At 63.7% G+C, this 15,293-nt stretch carries 14 protein-coding genes and 1 pseudogene; 5 read left to right on the forward strand and 10 right to left on the reverse strand.

Going from position 1 to position 15,293, the window contains the following annotated elements:
* Positions 1 to 41 precede the first annotated feature (41 nt).
* Positions 42 to 965, reverse strand: coding sequence for a LysR substrate-binding domain-containing protein (locus tag OKW30_RS12175; RefSeq protein ID WP_429346797.1), 924 nt, complete (start codon positions 963 to 965; stop codon positions 42 to 44).
* A 158-nt stretch (positions 966 to 1,123) separates the two neighbouring features.
* Between OKW30_RS12175 and OKW30_RS12180 the strand changes: the two genes are divergently transcribed.
* Both OKW30_RS12180 and OKW30_RS12185 read left to right on the forward strand, forming a co-directional pair.
* Positions 1,124 to 2,038: an NAD-dependent epimerase/dehydratase family protein gene (locus OKW30_RS12180; RefSeq protein WP_429346798.1), complete on the forward strand. Its 915-nt coding sequence runs from the start codon at positions 1,124 to 1,126 to the stop codon at positions 2,036 to 2,038.
* A gap of 130 nt (positions 2,039 to 2,168) precedes the next feature.
* A complete protein-coding gene (locus OKW30_RS12185; RefSeq protein WP_018418561.1) occupies positions 2,169 to 2,351 on the forward strand; it encodes a hypothetical protein in 183 nt (60 codons plus the stop codon).
* Positions 2,352 to 2,451: 100 nt separating this feature from the next.
* Here OKW30_RS12185 and OKW30_RS12190 read toward each other — a convergent pair whose 3' ends face one another.
* On the reverse strand, positions 2,452 to 3,198 hold the full coding sequence (locus tag OKW30_RS12190) for a DUF899 domain-containing protein (protein ID WP_018418562.1): 747 nt from the start codon (positions 3,196 to 3,198) through the stop codon (positions 2,452 to 2,454).
* 89 nt (positions 3,199 to 3,287) lie between these two features.
* Positions 3,288 to 4,682, reverse strand: coding sequence for an NCS2 family permease (locus OKW30_RS12195; protein ID WP_429347746.1), 1,395 nt, complete (start codon positions 4,680 to 4,682; stop codon positions 3,288 to 3,290).
* 445 nt (positions 4,683 to 5,127) lie between these two features.
* On the opposite strand from OKW30_RS12195, the gene OKW30_RS12200 reads away from it, so the two are divergent.
* On the forward strand, positions 5,128 to 6,204 hold the full coding sequence (locus OKW30_RS12200) for a PRC-barrel domain-containing protein (protein WP_429346799.1): 1,077 nt from the start codon (positions 5,128 to 5,130) through the stop codon (positions 6,202 to 6,204).
* Positions 6,201 to 7,448: an MFS transporter gene (locus OKW30_RS12205; RefSeq protein ID WP_187612001.1), complete on the forward strand. Its 1,248-nt coding sequence runs from the start codon at positions 6,201 to 6,203 to the stop codon at positions 7,446 to 7,448. The genes OKW30_RS12200 and OKW30_RS12205 overlap by 4 nt, the downstream gene beginning before the upstream one ends.
* A gap of 105 nt (positions 7,449 to 7,553) precedes the next feature.
* Here OKW30_RS12205 and OKW30_RS12210 read toward each other — a convergent pair whose 3' ends face one another.
* Positions 7,554 to 8,693: a Gfo/Idh/MocA family protein gene (locus OKW30_RS12210; RefSeq protein WP_184070053.1), complete on the reverse strand. Its 1,140-nt coding sequence runs from the start codon at positions 8,691 to 8,693 to the stop codon at positions 7,554 to 7,556.
* Between the two features lie 3 nt (positions 8,694 to 8,696).
* Entirely contained in the window at positions 8,697 to 9,464 is a 768-nt protein-coding gene (locus OKW30_RS12215) for a sugar phosphate isomerase/epimerase family protein (protein WP_184070055.1), read from the reverse strand.
* 333 nt (positions 9,465 to 9,797) lie between these two features.
* Here OKW30_RS12215 and OKW30_RS12220 point away from each other — a divergent pair, with 333 nt between their 5' ends.
* Positions 9,798 to 10,790, forward strand: a complete 993-nt coding sequence (locus OKW30_RS12220; RefSeq protein ID WP_184009354.1) for a LacI family DNA-binding transcriptional regulator — start codon at positions 9,798 to 9,800, stop codon at positions 10,788 to 10,790.
* Here OKW30_RS12220 and OKW30_RS12225 read toward each other — a convergent pair.
* The 5 genes and pseudogenes from OKW30_RS12225 to OKW30_RS12245 all read right to left on the reverse strand — a co-directional run bounded on the left by OKW30_RS12225 (position 10,763) and on the right by OKW30_RS12245 (position 15,246).
* Complete coding sequence (locus OKW30_RS12225) at positions 10,763 to 11,047, reverse strand: hypothetical protein (protein ID WP_429346800.1); 285 nt, start codon at positions 11,045 to 11,047, stop codon at positions 10,763 to 10,765. The two genes, OKW30_RS12220 and OKW30_RS12225, sit on opposite strands and share 28 nt — an antisense overlap.
* A gap of 359 nt (positions 11,048 to 11,406) precedes the next feature.
* Positions 11,407 to 12,486 carry a saccharopine dehydrogenase C-terminal domain-containing protein gene (locus OKW30_RS12230; RefSeq protein WP_429346801.1) on the reverse strand — a complete coding sequence of 360 codons (1,080 nt, stop codon included), beginning with the start codon at positions 12,484 to 12,486 and terminating at the stop codon, positions 11,407 to 11,409.
* Positions 12,487 to 12,513: 27 nt separating this feature from the next.
* Positions 12,514 to 14,090 (reverse strand): annotated as a pseudogene (locus OKW30_RS12235) (IS3 family transposase).
* 32 nt (positions 14,091 to 14,122) lie between these two features.
* Positions 14,123 to 14,494: a saccharopine dehydrogenase NADP-binding domain-containing protein gene (locus OKW30_RS12240; protein WP_429346802.1), complete on the reverse strand. Its 372-nt coding sequence runs from the start codon at positions 14,492 to 14,494 to the stop codon at positions 14,123 to 14,125.
* Positions 14,495 to 14,538: 44 nt separating this feature from the next.
* Positions 14,539 to 15,246: a hypothetical protein gene (locus OKW30_RS12245; protein WP_184070061.1), complete on the reverse strand. Its 708-nt coding sequence runs from the start codon at positions 15,244 to 15,246 to the stop codon at positions 14,539 to 14,541.
* Between the last annotated feature and the right edge of the window lie 47 nt (positions 15,247 to 15,293).

Here is a 15,293-nt window from a genome sequence, read left to right on the forward strand (position 1 = left end):
CCGATATCTGGGTTATAGGACAGAAGGCTCTGCGACGCGGATCAGAGCTTGACCCGCGCCGCGATGAAATCCAGAAAGCACTGCACGCGCCCCGCGAGCGATGCGCTCTGGTAGTACACCGCATGCACCGGCTGCCGTTCATCGACGAGCAGGTTGCCGAGAATCGGCACGAGGCGGTTTTCGCGCACGTCGCCGGCGGTCATGAAGTCGGCCAGACAGGCGACGCCCCAGCCGGACAGCGCCAGTTGCCGCAAGGTTTCGCCGCTCGATGCGGTGATCGACGGTTCGATCTTCAGCAGCGCGGCTTCGTCCCGCTGCCCCTTGGCGCGCTTCGTTCCCGTGCCCCCTTCGCGCAACGGCCAGCGATTCAAATGCTCCGGCGCCGTAAAGCCGATCAGCCGATGCGCGTGCAGCGCGTCGAGCGTGGTCGGCTCGCCGTGCTCGGCCAGATACGCCGGGCTCGCGAGCACGCGCAGCCTGCTCTCGCCGAGCGCGCGCGCATGCAGCGTCGAATCCTGCAGCGCGCCGATGCGAATCGCGATGTCGACCTTCTGTTCGAGCAGATCGACGATCCGCTCGTTGCTGGTCAATTCGAGCCGGATCTCCGGATACAGCGCCGAAAACGCGGTCATATGCGGCGCCACGCAATGCAGCATGAACGGCGACGCCGCATCGACGCGCAAGCGCCCCGACGGCCGTTGCCGCCCGCGCGCGACCGACTCCTCGGCCTCTTCGAGCGCGTCGAGGATCGCGCGGGCGCGCCGCAGGAACGCGTCGCCTTCCTCGGTCAGATGCAGACGCCGCGTCGTGCGCCGCACGAGCGCGGTGTCGAGCTTCTGCTCGAGGCGCGTGAGCGCGCGGCTCACGCCGGAGACGGTCTGCCCCAGCTTCTCGGCCGCCGCGGTAATCGAGCCGCTGTCGATCACGGTGACAAACACCAGCAATTCGTCGGTGGAGGTTTTCATTGTTGATTTCAGATCAAGATTGATTTGAGACTAACACGCTTTTTGCGAGAATCCGCGCGAGCGATACTGCGTGCCTGTCGATCGGAGTTGGCGCTTTAGCGCTTACTCCGATCCCATGCAAGAGATTGCGGTCTTGGCATTTCCCTCAGGAGAACGTCTTGAAGATTTTCGTTACTGGCGCAAGCGGTTTTATCGGCGGCTCGATCGCGGCGCATCTGGCGCGCGCCGGCCATCAGGTGCGCGGGCTGATTCGCAAACCCGAACACAGCGGCGAGTTGCAGCGGCTCGGCATCGAGCCCGTGCTCGGCACGCTCGACGACCGAGCGTTGCTGATCGCCGAAGCGCAAGCGGCCGACGCGGTGATCAACGCCGCGAGCAGCGATCACGAAGGCGCGGTACGCGCGCTGATCGACGGACTCGCCGGTTCGGGCAAGGTATTCCTGCACACGAGCGGGTCGAGCATCGTCGGCGATGCGTCGGGCGGCGAAGCGGGTGAAGCACGCATATATCACGAAGACGCGCTGCCCACCCCGACCGCCGACAAGGCCGCGCGCGTCGCGATCGATCAACTGGTGCTCGACGCCGCGCAACGCAACGTGCGCTCGGCCGTGCTGTGCAACACGCTGATTTACGGTCACGGCGCGGTGGCCGGCAGCGCGAGCGTGCAGTTGCCGCGACTCGTGCGCCAGGCGCAGAAAAGCGGCGTCGTGCGTCATGTGGGCAGCGGCGGCAACGTCTGGTCGAACGTGCATATCGACGACGTCGCCGAGCTGTATCGCCTCGCACTCGATAAAACCCCTGCCGGCACGTTCTATTTCGTCGAAAGCGGCGAAGCGTCGTTCCGCGACATGAGCGCCGCGATCGCACGCGCGATGAAGCTCGGCGCGCCACAGGACTGGCCGCTCGAAGACGCGAAACAGGAATGGGGCTACGAAATGGCCTCGTACGGTCTTGGCTCGAACAGCCGCGTGCGCGGCGAACGCGCGCGCAAACTGCTCGGCTGGCAACCGCGGCGCACGTCCGTGATCGAATGGATCGAACGCGACATGACGGGGCCGCAAAGCACCGTTTGACGCGGCTTTGCGCGCCGCGCAACGTAAGCTGTGTAAGCGCGGTCGTTGCGAATCCGTAAGCTCCTTTCGATAAAATCGCGGGCACCTGACGGTGCGATTCCACCGTCGCACACACGCCCCGATTCGACCGATGAGCTTCGCGCTGAACTTCGACTGGCTGACCAACCTGATGGCGATTCTGTTCGTCGTCGCGTGTCTGTACGACACGCGCTACGACGAATACGGCGTGCTGACGCTCGCGGCCGCGGCGATGAGCCTCATCGTGATGGCGATGGAAATGTTCCTCAGACCCGCCTTCGAGATGGCGCTGTAGCGAACTGATGCAGCGCTCGTGCAGCACAGAGGCGCCGCGCCAGCTAGCGCGGCGCGCGCCCCTCGCCCCCTTCGTCGACCCGCTTCACCGTTTCACCGCTTCACACCGTGTACGATCCGCACGCCGGGCAAGCCGCGCGCGCGTGGTCGTCGTAGCGGTCGTGATGCCTGACCCAGTCGGTCAGATTACTGTTCTCGTTGCGGCCTTTCGGCGCGATGTCCAGAAGCGCGTAGGTGTTCACGAAGCGCTCGTCGCCGCGTGCGTAGCATGAGTACGTGTGATACACGTCGCCGTTTGCGTCCTTGTAGAACACGCTGTGGCCGTGCTGCTCGTCGATGCCGACGTCCTGCTCGGTGAAGTTGTAGAACGCCTTTTTACTCGCCAGCTGCTCCGGCGTGAACGACACGTGGTAGTCGAAATTGAAATCGCTGCCGCTCGACGACACCCACGGAAAGGTCCACCCCATGCGCCGTTTGAACGCGTCGATCTTCTCGAGCGGGGCGTGCGATACCGTCACATAGCTGACGTCGTGATGGACCAGATGCGTGAGAATGCCGCTCATATGGTCCGACAGAAACGAGCAGCCGACGCACCCCTCTTCCCAGTCCGGGCCCAGCATGAAGTGATAAACGATCAGCTGGCTGCGGCCGTCGAACAGCTCCGCGAGCGTCTTGCGGCCTTCCGGCGTATCGAACGTATAAACCTTGTCGACCTTGACCCACGGCAATTCGCGGCGCTTGCGCGCGAGTTCGTCGCCGGCGCGCATATGCGCTTTTTCGTCGGCGAGCAGCGCGCGGCTCGCGGCGAGCCACTCTTCCCGGCTGCCGATGCGATGTTGCGGTTCCATCTGCGTCTCCTTTCCTGCGGATGCAGGGCTTGACCTCAAGGTTAAGGTTTAGAGACGCTGACGCGAAAGTCAAGGAGCCGCAACGAAACTCAGATCGCCCAGCCGCCGACATAAAACCCGACCAGCACGACTGCGATCGCCACGGTCCCGACATTGAGCTTGCGATACTCGCCGCTGACGACGCGTCCGATCACGAGCGTCGCGAAGCCGAGCATGATGCCGGTCACGATGTTCGCGGTCAGCACGATGAACACCGCGCACACGAGCCCCGCCATCGCGTCGACCATGTCGTCCATATGCAGCTTGCTGACGTTCGACAGCATCAGCAGCCCCACGTACATCAGCGCGGGCGCGGTCGCATACGAAGGCACCAGCGCGGCGAGCGGCGAGAAGAACATCACGACGAGAAACAGCAGACCGACGACCGCCGCCGCCATCCCCGTCTTCGCGCCCGCCGCGACGCCGACCGTCGACTCGATATACGCGGCCGCCGGCGCGCCGCCGAGCAGGCCCGAGAAGACCGAGCTCAGCGAATCGGCGCTCAGCGCGCGGCCGCCGTTGATGATGCGGCCGTTTTCGTCGAGCTGCCCCGCCTGGCCCGCGACCGCGCGGATCGTGCCGGTCGCGTCGAACACGGCGGTCATCACGAGCGCGAGCACGCTCGGCAGCACCGCCATCGACAGCGCGCCCTTCACGTCCATCGCGCCGATCAGCGACGCATGCCCCGGCGCGCTCAACGACGGCACCGCGAAGATGCCGTGAAACGCCACGGCCGGATCGATCGCGAGCCCGATCGCCGAGATCGCGACGATCACGATCAGGATCGAGCCCGGCACGCGCCGCCGCACGAGCCCGACGATCGCGGCGAGTCCGGCGACCGAGATCAGCGCCGGCAACGCCGCAATATTGCCGAGCGACACCGGCAGCCCCGCGCCCGGATTCTTGACCACGAGCCCGACGTCGTTCGCGGCGATCAGCAGCAGGAACAGGCCGATGCCGATCCCGGTGCCGTGCGCGATGCCGACAGGCAGGTTGCGCAAAATCCACGAGCGCACGCCGGTCACCGAAATCGTCGTGAACACGACGCCCATCAGGAACACCGCGCCGAGCGCAACGGTCGGATGCAGGCCCTTGCCGAGCACGAGGCCGAACGCGGTGAACGCGGTGAGCGAGATCGCGCAGCCGATCGCGATCGGCAGACGCGCCCACACGCCCATCAGCAGCGAGCCGAACGCCGTGGTCAGACACACGGCGACGAACACCGCGCTGGTATCGAAGCCTGCCTTGCCGAACATGCCGGGCACGACGAACACGGAATAGACCATCGCGAGGAAGGTCGTGATGCCCGCGACGATCTCCTGGCGCTGCGTGCTGCCGCGCGCGGAAATGTCGAAGTAGCGGTCGAGAAAGCCCTTACCGCGGAATGATTCGGTGTCGAAGGATTCGCTCGCGACGTCGGAATTCGCGAGGGCCTGGGGTTCCATCATGATGAGTGCCTCCTTTATCAGCGCGCTGAAACGGCCGCTAAAGCGGCCGTCATCAGGTTCGTCTCGTGGATTGGTTGGTGTGGGTAACGCTTTTCTGAGTCGAAATGTAGGTGAAGCGAACTATGTGTCCAATCGCATGAATGGCATGCCGGACATGTCGCGCGACTTATATCTTTTGCGCGACGGTCGCTCGCGCGAGCGCTGCGCGCGTATACACCTACGGCATACGGGCAGCCGCGAAACGCGCCGAACCCACCCCGGCGATCGCGTTCCAGGCACGCGGCGTGCAGGGCTATCCCGACAGAGCATCGGCGAAACCGTCTGCAACGCAACCGGCGAAAGGCTGCCCGCGCGGCAGCGCAGGTTAAACTCTGGGCCGTAGCCCCATCCAACCGCGGCGGCTCATCGCGCCCGTCCGCACCTGCCCGTGGAGTTTTTCCTGATGACTGGCGGTTTTCCGCGCCCCGCCGGGCGCCTGCCGATTGTCCCGTTTGGACCGCTTGGATCGCTTCGCCCGCTCGATTCGCCTGATTCGCCTCATTCGCTCGATGTGCTTCGACTGTTGCGCTGGCTGTGCACCGTGGCCGCGCTGTTCGCGTTCGCCGCGCTGTCCGGCTGCAGCAGCCTGCTGTGGGGTACGCAGCAGGCGCCGATCGTCGATGCGACGGTGATGCCGGTCGAGCCGGCAAGCGCGCCGGTCGCCGCGTCCGCGTCCGAGCCGGTCGAGAGCGAGGCGAACGAGGGGCCCGAGGAGCCGAAGAAACCGAAGAAGCCGGTCGTGAAGCCGCACAAGGTCGAACCGCCGCCGCCCGTGGTCGTGCCGGCTCCGCCGCCGCCCCCGCCGCCGCCGCCGCTGATCGTGCTGCGCACGATCGAGCGCAGCGACGCGCGCGCGCTGCTCGACAGCCAGGTGCAGAAGCCCGACGGCAAGGTGGTCGGCCGCGCGGTCGACATGATCGCCGACGCAGCCGGCAAGCCGCGCGAGATGGTCGTCAATCTGCAGGGCTTCCTCGGCGTCGGCGACCGCAAGGTGAACTTCCCGTGGGGCGCGTTCCACTTCACGCCGACCGCGAAGGGGGCGCCGATCACGCTGAACCCGACGGCCGTGCCGAGCACCGCGAACAAATCGAACCCGCTGGAACTGGCGCTGCTCGATGCGACCGTCGAGCGCGCGAACGGCGCCAAGGTGGGCCGGGTGGTCGACGTGCTGATCGACGGCAACGCGCAGCCGCAGGCGATCGTCCTCGACGTCGGCGGCATGGTCAGCCCCGACCGGCGCACGATCGCCGCGAACTGGTCGGCGCTGCGCTTCGTCACGCGCGACAAGGAACTGCATCCGCAGATCGATCTGAGCGACGCGCAGATCAACGCGACGCCGCCCTACGCGAGCGACAAGCCGATTCGCGCGGTGTCGCCGGCGCCGCCCGCGCAGCCTGCCGCCAGCGCCGCGCCGGCGGTCTCGGCGCCGCCGGCCGCGTCGTCGGCCGTCGCGGTTTCCAACGCACGGGCGGTCCGATGACGGTCCGTACTATGGTCACGGCGCGAAGTCTGCGCGCGCTCGATTGGCTCAACTTCTTCGTCGCCAACGTGCAGACGGGCTTCGGGCCGTTCATCGCGTCCTACCTCGCATCGCACAAGTGGACCCAGGGCGAGATCGGCATGGTGCTGTCGGTCGGCACGATCAGCGCGATGGTCAGCCAGGTGCCCGGCGGCGCCGCGGTCGACGCGTTGCGCAACAAGAAAGCGGCGGCCGCGTGGGCGATCGGCGCGATCATCCTCAGCGCGATGCTGCTCGCGATCAGCCCGACCGTGCTGCCGGTGATCGCCGCCGAGGTGTTCCACGGCTTCGCGAGCTGCATGCTGACGCCGGCGCTCGCGGCGATCTCGTTCGCGCTGGTGGGTCGCGCGAATCTCGGCGACCGGCTCGGCCGCAATGCGCGCTGGGCGTCGATCGGCAGCGCGGTCGCGGCGGGTCTGATGGGACTGTTCGGCGAGTACTACTCGCCGCGCGCGGTGTTCGTCCTGACCGCGGGCCTCGCGGTTCCCGCGCTGATCGCGCTCGCGATGATCCAGCGCACCGACACGATCGAGCTGCCGCAAGCGGCGCCCACCCCCGAGCAGCTCGAGCGGCGCGAAAGCCTGCGCGAGCTGCTGCGCGACAAGCGCATGCTGCTGTTCGCCGCGTGCATCGTGCTGTTCCATCTGTCGAACGCGGCGATGCTGAACCTGGCCGCCGGCGAAGTGACGGCCGGCATGGGAGACAACGTGCAGCTCGTGATCGCGGCATGCATCATCGTGCCGCAGGCGATCGTCGCGATGATGTCGCCGTGGGTCGGGCGCTCGGCCGAACGCTGGGGCCGCCGGCCGATTCTGCTGCTCGGCTTCTCCGCGTTGCCGATCCGCGCGCTGCTGTTCGCGGGCATCAGCAGCCCCTATCTGCTCGTGCCGGTGCAGATGCTCGACGGCTTGAGCGCCGCGGTGTTCGGCGTGATGCTGCCGCTGATCGCCGCCGACGTCGCCGGCGACAAGGGCCGCTACAACCTGTGTATCGGCCTGTTCGGGCTCGCGGCCGGCATCGGCGCGACGTTGAGCACGACGGCGGCGGGCTTCGTCGCCGATCGTTTCGGCAACACGGTGAGCTTCTTCGGCCTCGCGGCGGCCGGTGCGCTCGCGGTGCTGCTGGTGTGGGCGGCGATGCCCGAGACGCGCGACGCGGCGACGGCCAGCAACGGCGACGGCGCGGCTGTGCCCGGTCGTGGATAGTCGGCGGCGACGTGAGTCGCGCGAGCTGGATGAGCCGGGGCGTGATCTGATGGTCGCAGTCGGATCACGTCGCAACCGGCTTGACCACTGCGGAAGTCAGGTGAATCAGTCGGCGAGAAACACCTCTTCGCCTCGACCCAATGGGACGACGACGGGTCGCTGCACGACGGTCTCCATATCGATGTGCCGCCCCTCGCGCGACGAGCGTTCGAAGGCATCCAGCACCTCCAGCACGTGTAACGCCAGTTCGCCGCTCGCGCGATGCGGCCGACCTCGGCGCAACGCCATGGCCATGTCCAGCACGCCCACAGCGCGGTAATTGGCCACCCGCGCACCGCTCCTCAACGTGAAGTTGTCGACGCCAAAAGCATGGACCTGTGTGTCGAGCGGCTTAAAGCCGCTATCACGTTCAGCCACGCGCGGACTCCCGCCAAAGAAATTGGGATCGACGCCCAACAGGCTACCTTCCGTGCCATAGATCTCGATAGGCGCACGCTGATGGGCCCACACGTCCCAGGAGGCGCTCATCACCACGTTGGCCCCACCCTCAAAATGCAGGATACCGTTGACCGTGGTGGGCACCTCGACCTCGATGACCTGGCCCCTCAGCGGCTCACTGGAGATGATGCGCTGGGGAAAACCGATGGTGGCGCAAGCAGACACGCGTGCCACCGGCCCAAGCAGGTTGACCAACTGCGTCACGTAATACGGGCCCATGTCGTGAATCGGGCCGCCGCCAGGCTTGAAAAAAAACTCAGGATTGGGATGCCAGGACTCCATGCCGCGGGACAACACGGCCACGGCCCCGCCAATGGCACGCCCAATGCGGCCCGCATCGAGCGCCGCGCGGCACGCCTGATGGGCCGCGCCGAAGAAGGTGTCCGGCGCGCAGCCCACGCGTAATCCCGAAGCCTCGGCTCGCGCCAGCATCGCGCGTGCGGACGCGAACTCGGTACCCAGGGGCTTTTCGAGGTAGACGTGCTTGCCCGCCTCCAGAATCTGCAGGCTTACCGGCACATGCGCGTGCGGCACCGTAAGGTTGATGACGATTTCGATGTCGGGGTCGGCCAGCAGCGCAGCCACCGTCATCGCGGCAACGCCGTGCTGCGCGGCCTTGGCCCGGGCGGCCTCCGGACGCAAGTCGGCGCAGGCCTTGATGCGGACGAATTCCGAATTCGCCGCGCCGGTGAAATAGGCATCGCTGATGTTGCCGCAACCGATGATGCCGACGAAGACAGGTTTCATGGATCAGGCTCCGAGCTGGTGCAGATAGGCAAAGGCATTGCGGGCGAAACGTTCGCCGTCGCTGGGATTGTCGTGCTCGGCGGCGAGGAAACGCGCCCCCGCTTCGCGGCAGGCGGCGGCCAGCGTGGGCCAATCCATGACGCCGTGACCGACGTCGGCCCAGCCGTCCTCGTCCAGTTTTTCACCCGCGGGCGCGAGGTCTTTCGCATGGGCCGAGACCACGCGGCCCGTATAACGACGAAGCCATGGCAGAGGATCGGCGCCGCCGCGCACGAGCCAGGCTACATCCACTTGCCAGCCGAGCGGCCTTGCCCCGGCGGACTCGAACAGCAGTTCCAGCGCCGTTGCGCCGTTCTCCTTGGCGCTGAGTTCCCAATCATGGTTGTGGTAAGCGAGGGCGATGCCCTGAGCGGCTAGCCGATGGGCGAGGCTGCCCAACTCGTTGCCGAGCGCCCGCCAGTATGCGGCGTCACTGTCGCGCTCGGCGGGCGGCACCGCGGGCATAACCAACTGGGTGATACCGAGGGTCTCGCACGCCGCGGTCACTTCGTGCAAACGCTCACGCAGCATGGCCATGCTGAGGTGGCTGGAGGAGGCGCTAAGGCCGCGCGCCTGAAGCTTGTTGCGGGTGTCGGCCGCATTTTCGAGCAAGGACCCGATCAGCTCCACCTGGCGAAATCCGGCCTGGGCGGCAATGTCGAACTGCCGGTCGAGTTCGCCCGCATTGCGCAGGCTGTAAATCTGGATGGAAATGGGCAAGGCTTGATTCATGGTCGTCAATCCAAAGAGTCAAGGTGGATGCGGCACGGATGGCCTACGGAGCTGGGCGCAAGCCAAAAGGTAAGCGCTTTCCCGTTTACCTGGAACAGGGGCTTTACCCTATGCAGCAGGGATCGGCACAAACAGGAGTACGCGAGAAGCTTCGGATAAGCGGATTGCATAACGCTGCGGTTTGCAGCAACACCATGGATTCCCGCAAGCCGAGTCTGAATCCCCGCTCAGTTTTGAGGTTCGATGACGCATGGAGGGGGAAAGCCTTTTCCCGTGATGCTAAAATTGTTACCTTCCTGCTGGTGACAGACCCGCCGCTGCCTGAACGAACCAATGCGAAGCAAACCCTCCATCGAAGCCGTTGCCCGCGAGGCTGGCGTTTCCATTGCCACGGTGTCGCGTGTGCTCAACGGGACGAAGGCCGTGACGGCGGCCACGCGTGAGCGGGTCGAGGCAGCCGTACGGGCACTGAACTACCGGGCCAATCCGTTCGGCCGCAGCCTGAGTACCGGTCAGAGTCGCATTCTGCTGATGCTCATGCCGGATTTCGCCAACCCCTACTACGCCGAGATCGTGCGCGGGGCCGGCGCGGTCAGTCGCCAGGCCGGTTACACGCTGCTTCCGGCGGACCTGGAAGCCTGGACTGGCACGGCGGACGCCTCGCTGCCGACGCTGGCCGGCAGTCTGAGCGACGGCGTCATCAATCTCGTGCCCATGTCCGACCCGGCAGCCCGGCGCGAGGCGGCGAACGGCAAGCCATGGGTCAATTGCTCGGAATTCTTGCCCGGTAGTGACGTGCCTTATGTCAGCATCGACCACCGCCAGGCCGGTACGGATGCCGTGCAGTACCTCATCAACAAGGGCCACCGGCGCATCGGCTTCATCACCAGCGATGAGCGCTTCCTGTATGCGCGTCAGCGCCGCGAGGGCTATGACGCAGCACTACTGCGCGCCGGTCTCGCGCCTGCGCCCGAGCTTGTCTGCGTTACTGGCGACAATAGTTACGCCGCCGGAAGCCAGGCGGCGGCAAAGCTGCTGGCGGTGGTGGATCCGCCGAGCGCCGTGTTCGCCGTGTCGGACACGTTGGCCATCGGCGCGATCAAGGGCTTTAGCAAAGCCGGCCGGCGGGTGCCGCACGACGTGGCGGTAATGGGCTTCGACGACGTGCCCATCGCTGGCATCTTCGAGCCGGGGCTGACGACCGTGGCCCAGCCCATGGTCGAGCTGGGCGCCGCGGCGGCCGAAATGCTGCTGGCGCTGCTCGACGGCCAACGCCCAGCGTCGCGCATCCTGCAGCATCAGCTGGTGCTGCGGGAGTCGGTTTGAGCGGTCGATCGGGAGAAGTCAAGATCTCCTTTGCCCACTGAGGTGGTTTGTAGCTGGCTCAGTTTTGGTGAGGCTGCCGACGCCGATGCATTTCGGCCACCTTGCTCCCACGGCTCATGAAATCGTTCGTTGAAGCTTTCGTGGTCGCCGTGGTTGGCGCCGTCGCTGTGGCGGTTTTTGCTCAGTCGAGCCAGCCGAAGACCCATCAGCAAATGCTTGAAGAACTGGTTCAGATCGGAATTCCCGGCAGCGCTCAACCTTTGCGCCGCAGTTGTTGCCCCTGTGGTATTTGTTGATTAAGGCTGATGACGCGCCGAGCGTGAACATCCGCTGGCAATGCGGAACCGCCGATAGAGCACGTGCGGGCGCACGCGAGCGAATGGCTGGAGATGGGCCGGCTACCACCCGATGCGCTCGGCTGTTGTCGACCCGTTGCTGCCCGTCAGAGAGCTTCTGCGAATGTCCCAACCTGCGGGAAAAGCGGCCGTTCACCTCCCGACTACGCAACACGCCCGGCGGAGCCTCGGCAACCCATATTGCCCTGGAGATCGGTGGCCGAAAGCCAGCATGTCGCCGGCACCGCTGATTGACGAGCCGGCAGGTAGTTTTTGAGAGGTCAAAGTAGGAAGCAGTCGAACTGGTAGGGATCCCCTTTGCCGTCCGCGCAAGGCGTCCAGTCAGTCATTACTCCGCCCACCTTGCCTAAGTATGGGCCTGCGATGTTGAGAATAAAGTCGTGTGCTAGATTCCCCGGGTCGACCAGACCTGCGCGCGGATGACTATGCACCCATAGCAGTCCCGCTAGCACGCCCGCCGCGACCTGAAGGCTAGTAGCACTGTTGTTTGGAGCTAGCCTGCGGGCCTCTTCCAGAGATAGCAGAGATCCATACCAGTAGCCGCCGAAACGCGGGCTAAGCAACAAGACGCCCAATTCGTCCTGTCCGCTGACGAGACCAGTTTTCAGCAAGCGCTGCCGAGCCTGCGGTTGCCAGTCGCGCGCAGCCAACTCCAGGAGTGACTGCTCCGTATCGTCGCACGGCCGGTAAGCGTAGCAGACTGTAGGCCTATAGATAAGCTGACCATCGCAGTGGATGCTCAGGTAGTCACTCATCGCTACCGCATCGAACAAACTTATCAGGAAAGCGTTGCCAGCGCCGTCGGCCGGAGTCCAACTGCGAATACGGGTTGCCGCACCTCGCTTCTGCAAATAGATTGAACTTCGGCAGCCTTGCAGGTGCGCGCCCGCTCCGGGCGGGAGCAGCGTTTCGTGACTGCCCCATCCAATTTCAGCCGGCTGACAGCTCTCGGCAAGAAACCCGTCCACGGACCACGTGTTGACGAATTCATCAGTCTGCTTGGGTTGCACATCCACCTGACTATCGCGCTCCGCGACGTGGATCACCCGGACGTCAAGCTCATATGCCAGTGATGCCCACTGTTCCCGCGTTTTTGGCCAGGCCGCAGGCATGCCCAACGGCAGGCCGCATATGGCGGCTAAATCCAGCAATGCGTGCTTGAGGAAGTGAAAAGACAATCCGGGATTGGCGCCATGAGCAAGCAGTGCCGTCGACCCCCAATCGTCGTGCTCCTTCAAGGCGAGAGCCGCTTCGCGCAAGACATAGTTTGTTCGTTCGGCCAGTGGAAGGTTGGTATCGAGTAGATGCCCCTGCCAGGGTTCGATACCGGAAATTTTCAAGCTAGTTGTCGCCTCAACGAATAAATTTCAGGCGGCCTTTCGCTCCAGATTGCGGCGTTGTTGATGGATGCCCTGGTCATCGATGCGATCAGGGTTCAGATGCACAGCATCGACGCGCTGCCAGTTGCGCGTGCGGCCCTTCCATCGAAGCGGATTGCGCTGCCGAGCACTCGCGTAAAGCGCCGTGCGTCGTTCCAGAATATCCTGATCGAGGTTGGCATGACGCTGCGCGGGCGTCACAAACCGGATTGCGCTGTGACGATGCTCATCGTTGTACCAGCGCACCAGTGCGCCGACCCAGGTACGTGCGGCCAGCAGGGTATCGAACGCTTTGAGCGGGTAAGCGGGCCGGTACTTCAGGGTCTTGAACAGCGACTCGGAATAAGGGTTGTCGTTGCTCACGCCCGGGCGACTCAACGACGGCATGACGCCCAGCGCCTGGAGGGTGGCGAGCATCGTCGCGCCTTTCATCGGGCCGCCGTTATCCGAATGCAGAATCACCTGGTTGGGCCGTATCGCTTCGCGCGCGCAGAGGTCCCTGAGGACTTCGCTGGCCAGTACGCTGCTTTCCTCGGCATAGACCTGCCAGCCGACGATCTTGCGACTGAAGACATCCAGAAACAGGTAGAGATAAAAATACTGTCCACGGATCGTCGTCGGCAAATACGTGATGTCCCAGGAATACAGCTGGTTCGGCGCGTCGGCGCAAACTGAACGGGGTTTGCTGCGAGCGTGGGCCGGCCGTTCGCTGCGCCGGTGGGCGAGTTGCTTCTCGGCCTTCAGTACCCGGTAGAACGTCGATTCGGAGGCAATATAGCGTTGCTGGTCTGCCAGTCGCGGCACGATCTGGCTTGGCGGCAGATGACCGAATTCGGCCGAGTTCGCGACTGCCAGAAGCTCGGCGCGTTCCTCGGCAGAGAGCTTGTGGCGCGGCTCGTGGTGCCGTAACGAGCGCCCGTCCATCGCGTCAGGCTCGCCCCGCTGCCAGCGCTGAACTGTGCGCGCGCTGAGCCCCAGAATCTCGCACGCGTGCGCCTGCCGAGCCCCGGCCAGGGTCGCCTCGTTGATGAGGCCGATCAATGCCTTGCGCTCTTCAGGGGCCGTCATTCGGCCTCGTCCCCGAGGAGCGCGCGGTACTTTTTTTGCAGCACCAGTAGCGCCGCAGCTTCGGCCAGCGCCTGCTCCTTGCGCTTCAGTTCGCGCCGCAGTTGAACATTGGCCTGCTTCAGATCCCGTACTTCCTGGGCGCTCTCACGTCGGCTACCGGCTGCGCCAACGGCGCAAAAATCCGCTCGCCACTGCGCGAGATGATGCAAAAACAGGCCGCGCTCCCGACACCAGCCGTTCAATGCTTCGTCCGCCAGGCCGTGGCTCTCCTGCAAGGCAATCAGGCGTTCTTCCAGCGACCAGTCTTCCGGACGCCTTGTGTGCCCAGAACTCGAGCTCCGGTTCGCGGCGGCGGTGCCTCTCATCCAATTCCTTAATGTCAGTACGTTCACGTTCAATTCGTCAGCCACGGCGCCAACCGTTCGGCTCCCGCGCTGCAGAACCTTCGACAGCGCCTGCTCCTTGAACTCAACAGAATACGTTTGTTTCGTCTTCAACTTGTACCTCTGACTCTTCTTGATAAGAAAGTTCAGAGGCGACAACTACTATGACGCCGGGGGATACAGGTATCCAGGTAATGGACGCCACGAGGCTGACACCACTGAAGTAAGGCTAAGCTCGACACATTAACGGCCAAGTTCAGCAGCACATCACCGCGTTTGAGGTAGCGCGCCAGGAAAAGCTGGAAATTATCCGCCGCAAGGCGCGCGTTTATGAACTCGCACCCCGCTGCGTTGGCCTGCTCGCTTCCTTCATCGCTTGCCGACGCAACGAGTACCCTTGCCAACGAAAGATCAAAATGTCTAAACAGTAGTGGCAGCAGTCCTTGTCCCACGCTGCCAAAGCCCAAGAGCATCAACGTATTATCGAATTTTGCGAGATGGCCGTTGTCTTGCATCATTTTTAATTATTTAATTGTGCAACATTTGCTGCGGATCAGTCCCATCATAGATGTTCCGACTTCCGAGGAAGCGCGGAACGTTGCTTTTTTATTAATTCTTCCTGGGATCTACCTACAGGTCTAAATATTTCAAAGAGACCCGGTTCGTACCATGAAGCACGCTCCGCAAAATAAACACACAGGAACGGGCTTCGACCAAAAAAGTCCGAAATATATTCATTCCACTCTTTCCATGACGGAGTTCCATCGCCCAGAAGACGTTCGTGCTCTTGTATTGAAGAAAAGAAATCAAGTATATATTCCGTGAAAGAAGTAATTTTCTCTATATCCTCGCTAGAATCCACGACTGCGTTGTCGTAGAAATACTTGCGAAGGTGCGGATGATCGATGAACAGGTGACCGAGATCGAATACTCGCTGTGTGATGTTTATGTAGTGCCCCAGGTTCATCTCTTTCCCATGAAGCGTAGCGGATTGCTCAAGGCTTAGCATCATGTCTCTGTGGCTTACCTCAAGGGCCTGTTTATGTCGGTCGTTTGCTTGCTGGAGTTCTGTGGAATGAAGCTTGGCGGATTGTTCAAGGGCCTCTCGATGCCGGTCGTTGGCTTGCCGGAGTTCTTCCATGTTGTGCGCAAGCTCTGCTTTGGATTTCTTCGCGGCGGTTTTTGCCGAGACAAATGCGAAAACGGCCGAGACGCTTGCGGCTATGGCGCTTAGGTATGCTGCAACTGTTCCGATAGGAGAGTCACTCATTGCAATACCTCACTCGCTGTATCTCGCATATTTTGTCTCGCCGTCAC

The organism is Paraburkholderia sp. Clong3, from assembly GCF_050436485.1.
Taxonomy (GTDB): domain Bacteria; phylum Pseudomonadota; class Gammaproteobacteria; order Burkholderiales; family Burkholderiaceae; genus Paraburkholderia; species Paraburkholderia tuberum.

Coding starts and splice junctions, on each gene's coding strand:
- OKW30_RS12220 (WP_184009354.1), top strand. CDS start 9,798: ATGCGAAGCAAACCCTCCATCGAAGCCGTTGCCCGCGAGGCTGGCGTT.
- OKW30_RS12190 (WP_018418562.1), bottom strand. CDS start 3,198: ATGGAACCGCAACATCGCATCGGCAGCCGGGAAGAGTGGCTCGCCGCG.
- OKW30_RS12240 (WP_429346802.1), bottom strand. CDS start 14,494: ATGATGCAAGACAACGGCCATCTCGCAAAATTCGATAATACGTTGATG.
- OKW30_RS12175 (WP_429346797.1), bottom strand. CDS start 965: ATGAAAACCTCCACCGACGAATTGCTGGTGTTTGTCACCGTGATCGAC.
- OKW30_RS12205 (WP_187612001.1), top strand. CDS start 6,201: ATGACGGTCCGTACTATGGTCACGGCGCGAAGTCTGCGCGCGCTCGAT.
- OKW30_RS12245 (WP_184070061.1), bottom strand. CDS start 15,246: ATGAGTGACTCTCCTATCGGAACAGTTGCAGCATACCTAAGCGCCATA.
- OKW30_RS12215 (WP_184070055.1), bottom strand. CDS start 9,464: ATGAATCAAGCCTTGCCCATTTCCATCCAGATTTACAGCCTGCGCAAT.
- OKW30_RS12185 (WP_018418561.1), top strand. CDS start 2,169: ATGAGCTTCGCGCTGAACTTCGACTGGCTGACCAACCTGATGGCGATT.
- OKW30_RS12195 (WP_429347746.1), bottom strand. CDS start 4,682: ATGGAACCCCAGGCCCTCGCGAATTCCGACGTCGCGAGCGAATCCTTC.
- OKW30_RS12210 (WP_184070053.1), bottom strand. CDS start 8,693: ATGAAACCTGTCTTCGTCGGCATCATCGGTTGCGGCAACATCAGCGAT.
- OKW30_RS12200 (WP_429346799.1), top strand. CDS start 5,128: ATGACTGGCGGTTTTCCGCGCCCCGCCGGGCGCCTGCCGATTGTCCCG.